Origin of the sequence: Kitasatospora sp. NBC_00458, assembly GCF_036013975.1 — a bacterium.
GTDB lineage: Bacteria > Actinomycetota > Actinomycetes > Streptomycetales > Streptomycetaceae > Kitasatospora.
The window spans coordinates 933,971-949,378 of sequence record NZ_CP107904.1 but is presented as its reverse complement, the minus strand read 5'-3'; the positions used below and the strand labels follow the sequence as shown (position 1 = coordinate 949,378).

The 15,408-nt window shown below is 73.8% G+C and carries 11 protein-coding genes; all 11 read right to left on the bottom strand.

What is annotated here, in order from left to right:
- Nucleotides 1–4: 4 nt before the first annotated feature.
- The 11 genes from OG550_RS03455 to asnB all read right to left on the bottom strand — a co-directional run bounded on the left by OG550_RS03455 (nucleotide 5) and on the right by asnB (nucleotide 15,406).
- Entirely contained in the window at nucleotides 5–1,318 is a 1,314-nt protein-coding gene (locus tag OG550_RS03455; protein WP_327674351.1) for a DUF4910 domain-containing protein, read from the bottom strand.
- Nucleotides 1,315–2,340 (bottom strand): NAD-dependent epimerase/dehydratase family protein, encoded by a 1,026-nt coding sequence (locus OG550_RS03450; RefSeq protein ID WP_327674348.1) that lies wholly within the window; start codon nucleotides 2,338–2,340, stop codon nucleotides 1,315–1,317. The genes OG550_RS03455 and OG550_RS03450 overlap by 4 nt, the downstream gene beginning before the upstream one ends.
- A gap of 3 nt (nucleotides 2,341–2,343) precedes the next feature.
- On the bottom strand, nucleotides 2,344–2,991 hold the full coding sequence (locus OG550_RS03445) for a PIG-L deacetylase family protein (RefSeq protein ID WP_327674346.1): 648 nt from the start codon (nucleotides 2,989–2,991) through the stop codon (nucleotides 2,344–2,346).
- Nucleotides 2,988–3,815, bottom strand: coding sequence for a glucose-1-phosphate cytidylyltransferase (locus tag OG550_RS03440; protein ID WP_327674344.1), 828 nt, complete (start codon nucleotides 3,813–3,815; stop codon nucleotides 2,988–2,990). The genes OG550_RS03445 and OG550_RS03440 overlap by 4 nt, the downstream gene beginning before the upstream one ends.
- The gene (locus OG550_RS03435) at nucleotides 3,812–5,047 is read right to left on the bottom strand and encodes a class I SAM-dependent methyltransferase (protein WP_327674342.1); all 1,236 of its coding nucleotides are present in this window, start codon (nucleotides 5,045–5,047) and stop codon (nucleotides 3,812–3,814) included. Before OG550_RS03435 ends, OG550_RS03440 begins: the two co-directional genes overlap by 4 nt.
- The gene (locus OG550_RS03430) at nucleotides 5,048–6,322 is read right to left on the bottom strand and encodes a glycosyltransferase (protein WP_327674340.1); all 1,275 of its coding nucleotides are present in this window, start codon (nucleotides 6,320–6,322) and stop codon (nucleotides 5,048–5,050) included.
- 2 nt (nucleotides 6,323–6,324) lie between these two features.
- Nucleotides 6,325–7,665, bottom strand: coding sequence for an O-antigen ligase domain-containing protein (locus OG550_RS03425; protein WP_442905920.1), 1,341 nt, complete (start codon nucleotides 7,663–7,665; stop codon nucleotides 6,325–6,327).
- Complete coding sequence (locus OG550_RS03420) at nucleotides 7,658–9,181, bottom strand: right-handed parallel beta-helix repeat-containing protein (protein ID WP_327683671.1); 1,524 nt, start codon at nucleotides 9,179–9,181, stop codon at nucleotides 7,658–7,660. Before OG550_RS03420 ends, OG550_RS03425 begins: the two co-directional genes overlap by 8 nt.
- A gap of 14 nt (nucleotides 9,182–9,195) precedes the next feature.
- On the bottom strand, nucleotides 9,196–11,145 hold the full coding sequence (locus tag OG550_RS03415) for an alginate lyase family protein (RefSeq protein ID WP_327674338.1): 1,950 nt from the start codon (nucleotides 11,143–11,145) through the stop codon (nucleotides 9,196–9,198).
- Entirely contained in the window at nucleotides 11,142–13,358 is a 2,217-nt protein-coding gene (locus OG550_RS03410; protein ID WP_327674336.1) for a bi-domain-containing oxidoreductase, read from the bottom strand. Before OG550_RS03410 ends, OG550_RS03415 begins: the two co-directional genes overlap by 4 nt.
- 89 nt (nucleotides 13,359–13,447) lie before the next feature.
- Nucleotides 13,448–15,406, bottom strand: coding sequence for an asparagine synthase (glutamine-hydrolyzing) (gene asnB / locus OG550_RS03405; protein WP_327674334.1), 1,959 nt, complete (start codon nucleotides 15,404–15,406; stop codon nucleotides 13,448–13,450).
- Nucleotides 15,407–15,408 lie beyond the last annotated feature (2 nt).

The following is a 15,408-nucleotide window of genomic DNA, read 5'->3' as shown; positions in this document are numbered from 1 at the left end:
CGCGTCATGCCTTGATCAGCCCGGCGCCGTGCAGGGCGTCGGCCGCGGCGGCGACGGTGTCGAACGGCAGCCCGGACCGCTCGGCGACGTCCAGCAGGCTGTGCCCGCCGTCGGAGAGGCTGAGCACCCAGAGCATGGCCAGCTGCGCCTGCTTGGCGTCGCTGCGGCCGCCGAGCGAGTCGTACAATCCGCGCCGGCCCAGGTGCGGTTCGCCGTACGGGCTGAGGTTGAGGTACCGCCGGTTGCGGTCGAGGACGGCGAACGCCTCCCGGCAGACCGCGAGGGTGTCCGCCAGCGCCTCCGGGGAGACGAAGTCCGGGTTGTCCGCCGAGGTGTGGTACTCGGGGTACCCGGCGTACGGGGTCCGGCTGAGCGATCCGACGCCGAGGTCGAAGCCGGGCGAGCAGTACTGCCGCTCGTCGTAGCCGTACGGCGTGAACTCGGTGACCTGGTGCGGTCGCCCGCTCTCGCGCAGGACGTGCCGCAGCACCCGGTCGATCTCCGCGTCGCCGCGCCTGCTCTGCTTGTACGTCAGCCGGCCGCGGTCGCCGGCGCAGGCCAGCACCAGCCCGTGCTCGACCCTTCCCCCGGTGCCCGGCTCCGCCTGACCGGGGGCCGTGCCGCCCACCCGCTCCGCATTGCGGGCCAGCCAGGTGATCGCCCCGATGGTGCCCGGCGCGAAGATGAACCGGTAGGTGTAGTACGGGGTCCGCTCCGCCAGCTCCTGCGCCAGGAAGACCGCCACCGCGACGCCCGCCATGTTGTCGTTGGCGAGCGCCGGGTGGCAGACGTGGCAGGAGACGATCACCTCGTCGGCGACCTGCCCGGGGACGACGTGCTCGGCGTAGGTGAGGTGGCCGTCCGCGAGCGTGGAGTCGATCCGCACCTCGTACTCGCCGTCCGGCATCGCGTCCAGGGTCTCCTGGGCCAGGCAGAACCCCCACTCGGGCTTGTAGTAGCTGGTGCGGTACGGCACCCAGGACGGGTGCTCGGGCAGGGTGTGCAGGTGTCCGCGCAGCTCGGACAGCGGCATGGTCGCCGCCACCGGGACGCTGTAGCCGAGCACGTGCAGGCTGGACGCGGCGAAGTCGACGACCCGCCGGCCGGTGCCGTCGGCGATGTACGCGTCCCGGATGTTCCACTCCTGCGGCACCGTCCAGTCGAGCACCCGCGTCCCGGTCGGCACCTCGTGCACGCGCAGCGGGAGGTGCTCGCCGACGATGTCCAGGGTGGCGCGCACGCCGTCGCCGGTGATGCTCCGGCAGATCGGGTACAGCCGCTCCACCAGGGCGTGCATCCGGTCGCCCACCGCGGTCATCGGCGCCACCGCAGGGTGTCGTCGACGGTGCCGGCCCCGGACGCCGCGCGCAGCACGGCCAGCCGGGTGAAGCGCTGTTCGAAGGCCTCCCGGGTCAGCCCGAACTCCCGGTAGGCGTCGGCGAGTTCGATCGCGCCCCGCTTCACCGTCCACTCGCAGTCGAAGCCGGGCAGCGCGGCGCGGAACCGGGAGAAGTCCACCCGGTAGGACCGCGGGTCGGCACCGTTCTCCCCGGTGATCACCACCTTCGCGCCGGACACCGCCTCGGCGACCTGCCCGGCGATCTCGGCGACGGTGACGTTGTTGGCCTCGCTGCCGATGTTGAACGCCCGGTCGTGCACCGCCTCCCGCGGCGCGGCCAGCGCGGCCGCGAAGGCCCGCGCGATGTCGGCGGCGTGCACCAGCGGCCGCCAGGGCGTGCCGTCGGAGAGCACCAGCACCTCGCCGGACAGGAGCGCGTGGCCCACCAGGTTGTTCAGCACGATGTCGGCGCGCAGCCGCGGCGAGAAGCCGAAGGCGGTGGCGTTGCGCAGGTACACCGGGGTGAAGTCGTCGTCGGCCAGGGCGTGCAGGTCGTCCTCCACCCGCACCTTGGACTCCGCGTACGGCGTCACCGGGCGCAGCGGGGCGTCCTCGGTCACCAGGTCGTCGCCGCCGGCGGCACCGTAGACCGAGCAGGTCGACGCGTACAGGAAGCGCCGCACCCCGGCGTCCCGGGCCAGCCGGGCCAGCCGCACGGAGGCGTGGTGGTTGATGTCGTAGGTGAGGTCCGGCGCCAGCGAGCCCAGCGGGTCGTTGGACAGCGCGGCCAGGTGGATCACGGCGTCCACCCCGGCCACGTGCTCGGCCGTGACGTCGCGCAGGTCCACCCGGTGCCCCGGCGGGTCCGCGGGCACCGGGCCCAGGACGCAGTCCGCGAACAGGCCGGCGTCCAGCCCCACGACCTCGTGCCCGGCCGCCGCGAGGACCGGGGCCATCACGGTGCCGAGGTAGCCCTGGTGACCGGTCAGCAGTACGCGCAAGGTTCATCCCTCCAGATCGAGAACGAGTTTGGCGACGGCGAACGCCTCGGCGTAGCGCGCGTGGCATTCGATGCCGCGGATCCGGGCCAGCCCGAGGAAGGCCTCCCGGTCGTACCAGGGCCGGTGCCGCTGCGAGGGGTAGTGCTCCTGCAGCAGCCGCACCTTCTCCTCGGCGACCTCCGGGGACAGCGGCTGGTACGCCGTCGGACGGCCCAGGTCGCCGTCCCACTTGACGATCTCGTAGCCGAGCACCAGGTGGTCGCGGAACGCGGTGGTCACCAGCTGCGCCAGTCCGCGGTGGTCCTGGTGCGCGTCCTCGGTGCGCGGCGCGAGGACCAGCTGCGGCTCGGTCCGCCCGCGCAGCTCCTCGACCGAGGCCTTGGCCTCGTCCCAGTGCGCGGGCAGCCTGCCGTCCGGCAGCTTGAGCACGGTCAGGCGCAGGTCGGCGTCCGGGCAGAAGGCGGCGAGCGCGTCCCGCTCCTCCTGCTCCCGCTCGCCGCCGCCGCCGGAGAGCACCAGCGCGTCGACCCGCAGGCCCGGCCGCGCGCGGCACATCGTCAGCAGCGTGCCGCCGGCGCCGATCGCGATGTCGTCGCAGTGCGCCCCCAGCGCGACGACCCGGTCCGGACGCCCGGCGCCCAGCCGGATCACGCGGTCACCGGCCCGGCGCCGGTCCCGCCGGCCGCACCCGCCGCCGCGGCGCCCCGCTCCCACACGGCCCACGGGCGGTCGCCCCGGGTGTAGGCGAGGTCGAGCGCGGCCCGCTCCTTCACGGTGTCGGTCGGCTTCCAGAAGCCGCGGTGCTGGTGGGCCACCAGCCTTCCGCGCTTGGCCAGTTGGGTGCAGCCGTCGGCGACCAGGTCCCCGTTCTCCGGGATGTGGTCGAAGACCTCCTGGCGGAGCACGAAGTAGCCGCCGTTCTCCCACAGCGGCAGTTCGCTCACCGCGGTGATGCCCCCCACCAGGCCGTCCTCGCCCAGCTCCACGCAGTGGAACGAGGACTGCGGCGGCACCACCATCATCGACGCACCGGCGTCGCGCCGGGCGAACGCGTCGATCATCTCCGGCAGCGGGGCGTCGGTGAGCACGTCGGCGTAGTTGGCGAGGAACATCTCGTCGCCGTCCAGGTGGTGCCGCACCCGGCGCAGCCGCTCGCCGATCGGCGACTCGATGCCGGTCTGGGCGAACGTGATCGTCCAGGAGGCGATGTCGGTGGACAGCAGCTCGGTCCGCCCGCCCCGCAGCACGAAGTCGTTGGACGTCGTCTCCTCGTAGTTGAGGAAGAAGTCCTTGATGTGGTGGGCCCCGTACCCGAGGCACAGGATGAACTCGGTGTGCCCGAAGTACGCGTAGTAGCGCATCACGTGCCAGATGAGCGGCCGCGGGCCGACCATCGCCATCGGCTTGGGCACGTCGTCGGAGGTTCCGCTGCGCATCCGCAGCCCGTAACCGCCGCAGAACAGGACGACCTTCACGGCTTCACCTCGACGATGCTGAGTTCCGGGATGGGGAAGACCAGCCGGCCGCCCCAGGCGTGCACGTAGGACAGCTGCTCGACCAGCTCGTCGCGCAGGTTCCACGGCAGGACCAGGACGTAGTCCGGCCGGTCGGTGGCGATCTGCTCCGGCGGCAGGATCGGGATCCGGGTGCCCGGGGTGAACCTGCCGTGCTTGTAGGGGTTCCGGTCGACCGTGTACGGGAGCAGGTCGGGCCGGACGCCGCAGTGGTTGAGCAGGGTGTTGCCCTTGCCCGGGGCGCCGTAGCCGACGACCGTCTCGCCGCGCTCGGCCGCCTCGACGAGGAAGCGCAGGAGGTCCCGGCGCACCTTCGCCACCCGGGCCGAGAACTCGGTGTACCCGGACAGCTCCTGCAGCCCGGCGGCCTTCTCCCGGGCCAGCACGTCGGCCACCCGCCCGGTCGGCTCGCCGGCCACCGCGGCCGGCCGGGCCCACAGCCGGATGGAACCGCCGTGCGTGGGCAGCAGCTCGACGTCCACCAGCGTGAGTCCGCCGCTCTCCAGCGCCCGGGCCGCGGACGCGACCGTGTAGTACTGGAAGTGCTCGTGGTAGATCGTGTCGTACTGGTTCTCCTCGATCAGGGTCAGCAGGTGCTGCACCTCGATGGAGACCCAGCCGTCGTCCGCGACCAGGGCGCGCAGCCCCCGGGTGAACCCGACCACGTCGGGGATGTGCGCGTACACGTTGTTGGCCACGACCAGGTCCGCCGGGCCGTGCTCGGCGCGGACGGCCGCGCCGGTGGCCGGGTCCAGGAACTCCGTGAGCGTGGGAACGCCCGCCTCCCGCGCCGCGGCACCGACGTTCACCGACGGCTCGACGCCGAGGCAGCGGATGCCCCGGTCCACCACGTGCTTCAGCAGGTACCCGTCGTTGCTGGCGACCTCGACCACGAACGAGTCCGGGCCGAGGCCCAGCCGCGGCACCGCCCCGTCGACGAAGGTGCGCGCGTGCTCCACCCAGGAGGTCGAGTACGAGGAGAAGTACGCGTACTGCGTGAACGTCTCCTCCGGCGTGATCAGCGGGGGGATCTGGGCGAGCCAGCAGTCGGTGCAGACCCGCAGGTGCAGCGGGTACGTCGGTTCCGGCCGGTCCAGCTCGTCCGCGGCGAGGAAGCTCTCGCACGGCGGGGTCGCCCCCAGGTCGACGACGCTCCCCAGCGCCGTCGAGCCGCAGAGTCGGCATCGTGTCATCTACTGCCCCCATTTCCTGCTCGCGCGGGCGTCCCGCCGCGAGCCAGCGTTCGTCGTTCCCGTCGGCGGCGCGCCGTCCGCGCCGCCGGACCGCCCCGCGATCGCGGTGCGGTACTCCTCCACCAGGCGCTCCAGCCCGACCGCCGGACTGAAGGCCCGGTCGTACCGGGTCCGGGCCGTCCGGCCCATCTCCCGGTTGCCGGCCGGGTCGGCCGTGATCCGGCGCAGGCAGGACGCGAGCGAGGCCGCGTCGCCCGGCCGGTGCAACAGCCCGGTCACCCCGTCCTGCACCAGCTCCACGAAGGCGCCGTGACCGGCGGCGACGGCCGGGACCCCCGCCGCCATCGCCTCCGCGACCACCAGGCCGAACGTCTCCATGGACAGCGAGGGAGCCACCACGGCGACCGACCGCGAGACGGCCCGCCGACACTGCTCCGGGTCGTACAGGCCGGCGTAGCGCACGTCGTCCCGGCCCGCCGCCCAGGCGGTCACCTCGGGTTCCAGCGGCCCCGCCCCGGCGAGCACGAGCGGGACGCCGACGCCGCCCTCCGCGGCCAGCGCGTCCCACGCCGCCATCAGCAGCCGCACGCCCTTGGACTCGGTGAGCCGGCCGAGGAACAGCAGGTGCTCGCCGGTGTCCGCCCGGCGGACCCCGGGGTCGGGCACGAAGTTGTGCTTCACCACCAGCCGTTCGGCCGGCATGCCGGACCGCACCAGGATGTCGCGCTGCGCCGCGGAGATGCAGAGGAACCGCTCCACCCCGGACCACCACCGCCGCCGGTTGACCGCCAGGCTGACCGCGAGCGGCACCGTCGCGAGCCGCGAGTTCCGGTAGCAGCCGTGCCGGACGGCGGGCAGCGACGCCACCGTGCCGACGCACTCGGTGCACTCCCCGCCGTCCCGGTGCAGCGTGCCGGGCGGGCAGACCTGGGTGTAGTTGTGCAGCGTGGCGACGACCGGCACGCCCGCGTCGGCGCAGGCGGCGATCACCGCCGGCGACAGCAGCGGGAAGACGTTGTGGACGTGCACCACGTCCGGCGGCTCGGCGCGGAGCCGGTCGGCGAGCTCCGTGCGGACCGCCGGGTTCCACGGCACCAGGAGCGGCACCGCGACCTTGCCGAGCAGCGAGCGGCCGGCGATCTCGTCGCTGCGCCGCTCGAACACGTCGACCCGGTGGCCGGCCGCGCGCAGCAGCCCCACCTCCTCGTCGACGACCCTGTTCTCGCCGCTCGGCTGCGCCGAGGAGTAGCGGTTGTGCACCACGAGGACGTGCATGGTCAGGTCACCTCCCGGTTCCGGTCCCAGCGCGGGATGCGACGCCGCGGTCCCGCGGGCGCCGTCGAGGGGATGGCCGCGGCGGGTGCCGGGGCGGGTGCCGCGAGCAGCGACGCGGCCAGGGCCAGGTGGAGCAGGTAGGGCGAGGCGTCGCCGAGTCCGGCCTCGGTGTACGAGGAGATCGCGACGTAGCTGATCAGGAAGATCGCGCAGGCCCTCGGCAGCGAGGGCGGGCGCAGCAGCGCGATCCCGCCCAGCGAGAGGAGGATCGCCGCCACGAGGACGATGCCGAGCTGGCCCTGCTCGTTGTAGACGGCCAGCCAGCTGTTGTCGATGGGCAGCCCGCCGAACGACTTGTCGCCCAGGCCGGTGCCGAACACCCGCTCGGGGAGCGTCCGGGGCGCCGTCAGCAGGGCGTCCCAGACCTTGGCCCGGCCGGTGAGGTTGGAGAAGTTCTCCTTGCTCTGTCCGCGCATGAACCACGCCTGCAGGGCGGAGGAGAACGCCACCGCGGCCACCGTGGAGGTGACCACCGCCCAGGCGAAGAACCGGCGGGCGGCGGCGCTGGTCAGGACGAGCGAGCCGATCGCCAGCGCCAGCCCGATGAGCAGGCCGACGGTGGCCGTCCGGGTGTGGGTCATCGCGAGCAGCACGAGCGTCGGCACGATGACCACCGCCGCACTGGTCCCGGTGGTCCGGCGGTCCAGCAGGAGCAGCACGGTGAGTCCGATGATCACCGCGGAGTACTGGCCGATCTGCGGCGGGGTGAGCGGCCACAGCGCGCCGACCAGGCGCCCGCCGTAGTACTCGGGCATGGCGGTGCCCGGGGAGATGACCAGGCCGGCGGCCACCGACACGAGCACCCCGAAGTACATCCGGATGTGGGTGCGGACGAGCATCAGGCTGCCGTTCCACCAGCGGCTGAGCAGCCACAGCGTGGCGATGAAGATGGTGAGCCGGGCGCAGCGGAACAGCGCGCCGACGCCGACCTCCAGGTGCAGGCTGGAGATGATGCTCGGCACCAGCAGCAGGCTGAGCAGGAACAGGAAGGCGCCGGCGCGGATGCGCAGCCTGAGGTTGAGGGCGAGCGCCAGCGCGAACGCGGAGACCAGCGCGCCCATGGTGGCCATCTGGATGAGGGAGCGGGGCAGCCTGACGATGGTCTTCGCCCCGGCGGAGCCGAGCGTGTTGAGGCCCAGGAGCGCCCAGACGACCCAGACGGCCTTCGGCGTGCCGCCGGTCCGCCGTCCGGCGGCGGGCCGGGGGAGCGCCGTGCCCGGCCCGCCCGCCGGTCCGCCGCCCGCGGCCGCGCCGCGCACCGGTTCCCCGCCCACCTCAACCACCGGCCTGCGGGGCGAAGGTGCTGCCCGCGTCCTGCCGGTACGGCTCGCCCTGCCACTTCGCGGCGTCGAGCCTCCGGTCCGGGTCGTCGATGACGAAGCTCCACGGTCCGAGGTAGGTGTTGTCGTGCCAGCGGTTGTCCTGTTCGAGGGTGATGGCCTGGGAGACCCGCTTGCCCTTGTACGGCGACCAGTCCGGATAGGTGCCGTAGTTGGAGAGCACCGCCATCCGGGCGCACTCCACCGTGCACTTGACGACGGACGTGTCGAGGGAGAAGCGGTTGTCGTGGACGTCCACCCGCTGGGTCTTCCACCGGCAGTCGGCGTAGAGCGGTGCGGTGTCGATCGCCGGTTTCGCGCAGCTCCGGGTGTCCTTCACCAGCAGCGTGCAGTAGCCGGTGGAGGTGTTGGCCGGGCTGTTGCAGAACCGGTCGGCGTTCTCCCACAGGGTGATCCCGGACCAGTTGTCCTCCAGGACGTTGCGGTAGACCTCGATCCGGTCCGTGCGGGCCGGCACCCGCGGTTCGCCGCCGGCCTCCGACACGTAGACCGCCGCGTACGGGAAGTCGTCGCCGGCGGCCGCGTGCCGGCGGCCCTCGACCCAGTTGTTGCGCCGGATCGTGTTGTTCCTGATGACGGCGTTGTAGCTGGTCTCGTACATCAGCGCGGTGCCGTCGTTGGACTCCAGCAGGTTGTCCTCGACGAGGAAGTCGTTGTTGTTGTTGTCCGCCCACAGCCCGGCGCCGCGGTTGTCGTGCACCCAGTTGCCGCGGACGTCGGCGCCGTCGACGGCCCAGAACTTGATCCCCCCGGTGCAGCCGCAGCCCGGCTGCCGCCGCTCCCAGTCGTCGGTGTTGTTGCCCACGATCTCGTTGCCCTCGACCAGCAGCCCCTTGATGGTGTCGCCGGTCTTGTAGGCGTTCATCCCGTACTGCCCGTTGTTGCGCAGGCAGCTGGCGCGGACCTGCTGGCGGGCACCGGCCATCAGCCCGGCGCCGGAGTTCTCCTGGATGGTCGCGTGCTCGATCACCCAGCCGTCGGCCATGTCGTGGTTGACCACGCCCTCGTCGTGCGGCGCGACGAAGCCCTGCACGGTCAGGTGGCGGATGGTGACGCCGGGGGCGGTGCCGCTGAACGCGTAGTTGTTGGTCCTCCGGCCGTCGAGCACCGCGCCCGGCGCGCCGACGTAGGTGTCCCCCTCCTTGGCCATCACCTGGGCGTAGCGGTCCGGTTCGAGGGTGTGCGTGCCCGGCAGGAGCCAGAACGTGGTGTGCGGGGGGTTGTCCCTGGTCTTCACGGCCAGGTCGTCGACCACCGCGGGGTCGACGGTCACCGCGCCCGCCGGGGCCGTCGCCGGCCCCGCCGCGGGGGCGCCGCACACCCGGGCCACGGCCGCCGGCCCGGACGGCGCGGCGGTCACCTCCGCCGGGGCGTCCGGCGTGCTCGTGCAGCCGGTCGCCACCAGCAGGGCGAGTGCCAGCGCCGCCGCCGCCGACGCTCCCCGGTGCCGTCTCCTGATCCTCACGCGCCCCCCTAGCCGCGGAACCCGAGCACGGTGGTGAACCCCTGCGTGCCGTCGGCGAAGCCGTCGCCGACCAGCACGGTGGCGGGTTCCCGGCGTCCGAAGCCCGCGGAGTACCAGCCCAGCGGCGGGTCGGTCTCGCCGCGGTGCGCCGACCAGGACAGCTGCCCGGGCAGGTCGAGCACCGCGGAGCGGTCCTCGCCGCCCCGGCTCCAGGTCAGCACCGCCCGGTTCCCCGTCAGGTCCGCGGTGACCGCCGGGCCGAGGTGGAACGCCAGGCGCACGGGCCGGCGCGGTCCGTGCACCTCGTCGACGATCCGCAGCTCCCGGGTCGCGGCGGTCAGCTCCACCCGGCGGCGGTGCACCGAGGGCCGGTAGCCGTCGTGCTCGGCGGCCCAGCGGGCCACGCCCTCCTCGGAGGCGTCCGCGGCCAGGACGCGGCTGCCGGCGTGCCGGGTCCACAGGAACGGGCCGCCGGAGACGGACTGGTCACCGCCGTCCAGCTGCAGGGTGTTGTGGCCCAGCGTCGAGCGGAAGTACCGCCGCCACTCGGGTTGCCCGTGGTAGCAGAACGTCCCCGGGTCGGCGAGCACGTCGACCCCGTCGTGCCGGACCTCCACGGACAGCGCGTCCGCGTGGGCGTGCGCGGCGATCGACAGGAACCCGTGCGGACCGCCGTCGCAGCGGCACCAGATCTCCTCCGGGCCGCGCAGCACGGTCATCCCCGCGTCGGCGAAGTGGGCCGGCCGCTCGGCCGGGCGGGTCACCGTCCCGTTCCGCCCGTACGGCCGGACGAGCGCGGCCAGCAGCGGGGTGCGCACATCGGTGCCGGTCACCGCCGGCCACCAGGCGAGCCGGCCGAACACGGCGTCCCCGGTGGCCAGCAGCGAGCCCCAGCGGTCGGTGCCCGCGCCGTCCAGGACCAGGCCGTGCCCGTCGTCCGCGTCCCCCTGGCGCGGGGGCCGCAGGCGGTTGTCCACGACGGCCGCGAGCGCGTCGGTCATCCGCAGCAGGACGAGCCGCACGGTCGCGGGGACCGGCACGGACGCGGCGTCCGCCTCCGCCACCGCGGCCAGGCCGAGCTCCAGGACGAGCCCGTGGTACTCGGTGGCCAGCTCGCGGTTGAGGCCGGAGGGGAAGGTGTTGGCGCGCAGGTGCCGCTCCAGCGACCGCAGCGCGGCGGACCGCCAGCGCGTCGAGGAGGGGAACCACCCGAACGCGCAGGCCGCGGCGAACTGCCCGGCGGCCTCGGCGATGACGTGGTTGTTCGCCGACGACCCCCGGCTGGGGAAGGCGGCCAGCCAGCGCTGGTGGTGCCAGATCTGGTCCAGCGCCACCGGGTTGTCCTCGAACAGCCCGGCCGCGCCCGGCCAGCCGTCGAGCAGCCGGCGCACCCACACCCAGGACAGCAGGCGGATGCCCAGCTCGATGCCGCTGACCCAGTGCACGCCGCGCAGCGGCGGGTTGGCCGCCCACCAGGACCGCAGGTGCCCGGCCACGCGCTCGGCGTACCGCTCGTCCCCGGTGACGGCGTAGGCGGCGGCGAGCACGGTCAGGTACTGGTGCCGGGACGGCTCCCAGATCTGCTTGACGTCCCCGACCGCGTCCTCGTCCCGGTACGGCACGTCGAAGGCGTAGCCGGACGGCGCCCGCCGCCCGGTCTTCGGGTCGCGCCACCAGTCGGGGTCGACCAGATCGTCCCGCTCCACCCCGAACCACTCGGCGTGCCCGTCCAGCAGCCGGTCCGCCTCGGCGACGAGGCGCTTGGCGGCGTCCGGCGGCACCGCGGCGACCGCCCCGGCGGGCAGCACGGCGGTGAACCGGGCACCCGTCACCGGCGGACGGTGCGGCGGCGCCGACCGCCACCGCCGCCTGCGCACCGCGTCGCCCACCCGGCCGCCGACCTCCTGCGGTCCCATCCGGGACAGCCGCCGCAGGTACCAGCCCGCACCCATGGTCATCGCGGCCCCGCCAGCGTCACCGGTGCGCCGCCGGACAGGGCGGACTGCACGGCGAGGGTGGCCGCGGTGGTGGCGACCAGCGACTCCAGCGGTACCGGCATCGGCCCGCGGGTCCGCACGGCCGCGACGAACGCGGCCAGTTCGGCGGCCTGGCCCTTGTCCCGGGCCTTCGGCAGCCGCGAGCTGGCCCACCGCCTGCGCCCGGCCGTGCTCTCGAAGTGCACCGAGGCGCGGACGAAGTCGTCGAGCTTCAGCACCTTGCCGTCCGCGACGAGGTCCAGCGTCTCCTTGGGGAAGCCGGACGCGCCGGTGGTGACGTAGCTGAGGGAGGCGGTGGAGCCGTCCGGGTAGCGCAGCACGACCTGGAGGTCCTCGTTGCCGGCCGGGGCGACCGCGTACACCGAGACCGGGTCGGCGTCCAGCAGCCAGCTCGCCGTGTCGATGAAGTGCCCGCCCTCGCCGGCGAACCGCGAGCCCTCGGAGTCCTGCTGGAGGTACCAGCTGCCGTGCTGCAGCCGGCCGGCGTTGACCAGGTAGCGCAGGCTCGCCGGACCGGTCCGGGCACCGAACCTGGTCCTGGCCTCCCGCAGCAGCGGCGCGAACCGGCGGTTGAAGCCCACCTGCAGCCGGTCGTTGCCGGACTCCTCCACCGCCGCGAGCACGCCGGCCAGCTCGTCCTCGGTGAGGGCCAGCGGCTTCTCCACGAACACCGTCTTGCCGGCGAGCAGCGCCCGGCGGGTCAGCTCGGCGTGCGAGCTGTGCCGGGTGACCACGAACACCGCGTCGACGGACTCGTCGCCCAGCACCGCGTCGAGGTCGGTGGTCGCCTGGGCGAAGCCGAACTTCCGCTGCGCGTTGGCCGCGGACAGCGCCGTCGTGGTGACGACCGTGGACAGCGTGACGCCGTCGCGCTGCGACAGGTGCGGCAGGATCATCGACGTCGCGTAGTTCCCCGCGCCGACGAACGCCAGCCGCACCGGCGTCCTGGCGGCCCGGGCCGGCACGGTCCGGACCGGGGCGGAGGATCCGCCGCCGCGCCGCACCGCGGGCACCGCCACCTCCGGGGCCGGCGCCTTCTCCTCCGCCGCGGGGCCGGGGTAGCGGAACAGCACGGCCACGGCCTTCAGTTCGCCGTCCTTCAGCCGCCGGTACGTCTCGACGGCGTCGTCGAAGTCGGCCACGTGCGAGATCAGCGGCTCGACGTCGACGCGGCCGCGGGCGAGCAGGTCGAGGAAGCACGCCAGGTTGCGGCGCTCGGTCCAGCGCACGTAGCCGATCGGGTAGTCCCGCCCCTCCAGCTCGTACCCCGGGTCGTAGCGCCCCGGGCCGTACGAGCGGGAGAACCGGACGTCGAGCTCCTTCTCGTAGTACGCGTTCCACGGCAGGTCCAGGCGGCACTTGCCGATGTCGACGACCCGGCCGCGGTCCCGGCTCAGCCGGGCGGCCAGCTCGACGGGCTGGTTGCTGCCGCCGCCGGCGGCCAGGTACACCTGGTCGACCCCGTGGCCGCCGGTGAGCTCGGCGACGGCCGCCTCCACCGCTGCGGACCCGGGATCGCCGGCGGCCGCCGCACCCAGGCGCTCGGCGAGCTCGCAGCGGGCCCGGTCGGGGTCGGCCCCGACCACGCGGACCCCCGCGGCGGCGAGGAGCTGCACCAGCAGCTGGCCGATCAGCCCGAGGCCGACGACCAGCGCCGTCTCGCCGAGCTGCGGCTCGCCCTGCCGCAGGCCCTGCAGGGCGATCGACCCGACGGTGCCGAAGGCCGCGTGCCGGGGCGCGAGGCCGTCCGGCACCGGGGTGTACAGGTTCTTCGGCACCCAGTTCAGCTCGGCGTGCAGCGCGTGCTCGTTGCCGGCGCAGGCCACCAGGTCGCCGACCTTCACGTCGTCGATCCCGGCGCCGACCTGCTCGACCACCCCGCACAGCGAGTAGCCCAGCGGCGTGTAGGAGTCCAGCTTGCCCATCACCTTGCGGTAGGTCGCGGGCAGCCCGTTGGTGGCCACGCTCTGCATGACCTTCGCCACCTGGTCCGGACGGGAGCGGGCCTTGCCGACCATCGACATGCCGGCCTCGGACACCTTCATGAGCTCGGTCCCGGTGGATATCAGCGAGAAGGCGCTGCGGACCAGCACCCCGCCGGGCTTGCACCCCGGCACCGGCACGTCGAGCACGGCCAGCTCACCGCTCTTGTAGTTCTGCACAACCTGTTTCACCGGAAGTCCCCTTGATTCTGAGCCGTCAACTGAGCACTGCGCCGTCGGGCACCGCGCCGTGCGCCGGGCACCGCGCCGCCGACCGGGCGCTACGTCGTCGAGTGGGTGCCGGGGCCCGCGCCGGAGCCCGCGCCGGAGCCGGCGCCGGAGGTCGCGCCGCGGTACCAGTACTCCAGGGTCAGCACGTGCCACAGGTGCTTGGAGTAGTCCTGCTGCCCGGCGGCGTCCGCCGCGACGAGCCGGGCCAGCGCGTCACGGCGCAGGAACCCGGACGAGACGAGCACGCCGTCGTTCACCACCTCGCGCACCAGCGGCGCCAGGTCCCGGCTCATCCAGGCCCGCAGCGGGGCGCTGAACAGGCCCTTGGGCCGGTACACGATCTCCCGGGGCAGGACCGAGGTGGCCGCCTCCTTGAGGACGGCCTTCCCCTGCCGCCCGACGATCTTGCGGTCGCCGGGCACCGCGAACGCCGCCCTGACCACCTCGACGTCCACGTACGGCACCCGCACCTCGGTCGACGCGGCCATGCTCGACCGGTCCGTATAGGCGAGGTTCAGACCCGGCAGGAACATCCGGGCGTCACCCAGGCACATCCGGTTGACGAAGTCGTCGAGGTCGTTGTCCTGGTAGGTGTCCGCGTGCTCGGTCAGCACGTCGTCGACGGTCCCGGCCAGGTCCGGGTCGAGGAGGGCCAGCAGCTCGTCCCGGTCGTACATGGTGTAGCTGCGCCGGAACGCGGTCTCCTCCGGCAGGTCGGCGAAGGAGAGGAACCGCTTCGCGAACCGCACCGACCGGAACCCCCGGCTCGCCGTGGCGACCGGCAGCCGGCCCACCGCCGCGGACAGGCCGCGCCGCAGCGGCCGCGGGACGCGCTGGTAGCGCAGCGCGAGCCGGTTGGCCAGGTGCTTGCGGTAGCCGGCGAACAGCTCGTCGGCGCCCATCCCCGAGAGCATCACCTTGACCCCGGCCTCCCGGGCGGCCGAGCAGATCAGGAAGGTGTTGATCGCCGCGGGGTCGCCGATCGGCTCGTCCAGGTGGTACGTCATCCGCGGCAGCAGGTCGAGCACGTCCGGCGCGATCTCGATCTCGTGCAGGTCGACGCCGAACTGCTCGGCCACCTGCCGGGCGTAGCGCAGGTCGTCCGGCATCGCCTCGAACCTGGCGTCCTCGGCGCGGAAGCCGATCGTGTAGGCGGAGATCCCGGGCCGGTCGCGGGCCGCCAGCGCGGTCAGGTAGCTGGAGTCCAGCCCGCCGGACAGGAAGGTCGCCACGGGCACGTCCGAGAGCAGGTGGCGCCGGGTCGACTCCTCGACGATCGCCGCGATGTCCGGCAGCTCCCCGGCGAGCGCCCGCTCCCGGCCCTCGGCCGCGACGTCCCGCAGGTGCCAGAACCGGCCGCGGTCCACCCGGCCGTCCGGCCGGCACCGGAGCCAGCTCCCCGGCGGCAGCTTCTCCGCCTCGCGGAACGCGCACCGCGAGTCCGGCACCCAGTAGTACAGCAACGAGGCCACCATCGCCCCCGGGTCCACCTCCAGCGACCCGCCGGTGGCGGCGGCCAGCGCCTTGAGCTCCGAGGCGAACACCAGGCCCCCGCCCCGCCGCAGCAGGAACAGCGGCTTGATGCCGAGCTGGTCACGGGCGAGCACCAGCTCGCCGGTCCGCTCGTCGAAGACCCCGAACGCGAACATGCCGCGCAGCCGGGGCAGGCAGTCCGTGCCCCAGCGCCGCCACGCCTCCAGCAGCACCTCGGTGTCGGAGGTGCCCCGGAAACGCACCCCGGAGGCCGCCAGTTCGGCCCGCAGCTCGGGCGCGTTGTACAGCTCGCCGTTGTACGTCAGGACGAGGCCGTCCCTGACCATCGGCTGGGCGCCCGTCCCGGACAGGTCGACGATGGCCAGCCGCCGGTGCCCCAGGTGCACCTCGCCGTCGCCGACGGGGTGGCTGTACCGGCCCGCCCCGTCGGGACCGCGGTGGGCGAGGGTCTCGGTGAGCAGGTCGGTCACGACCTTCCCGTCCGGCCACCGGTACGTACCCGCGATGCCACACATGT

Excerpts from the sequence above, each read along its gene's own strand:
- OG550_RS03455 (WP_327674351.1), bottom strand. The coding sequence starts at position 1,318 with ATGACCGCGGTGGGCGACCGGATGCACGCCCTGGTGGAGCGGCTGTAC.
- OG550_RS03435 (WP_327674342.1), bottom strand. The coding sequence starts at position 5,047 with ATGACACGATGCCGACTCTGCGGCTCGACGGCGCTGGGGAGCGTCGTC.
- OG550_RS03430 (WP_327674340.1), bottom strand. The coding sequence starts at position 6,322 with ATGCACGTCCTCGTGGTGCACAACCGCTACTCCTCGGCGCAGCCGAGC.
- OG550_RS03415 (WP_327674338.1), bottom strand. The coding sequence starts at position 11,145 with ATGACCATGGGTGCGGGCTGGTACCTGCGGCGGCTGTCCCGGATGGGA.
- asnB (WP_327674334.1), bottom strand. The coding sequence starts at position 15,406 with ATGTGTGGCATCGCGGGTACGTACCGGTGGCCGGACGGGAAGGTCGTG.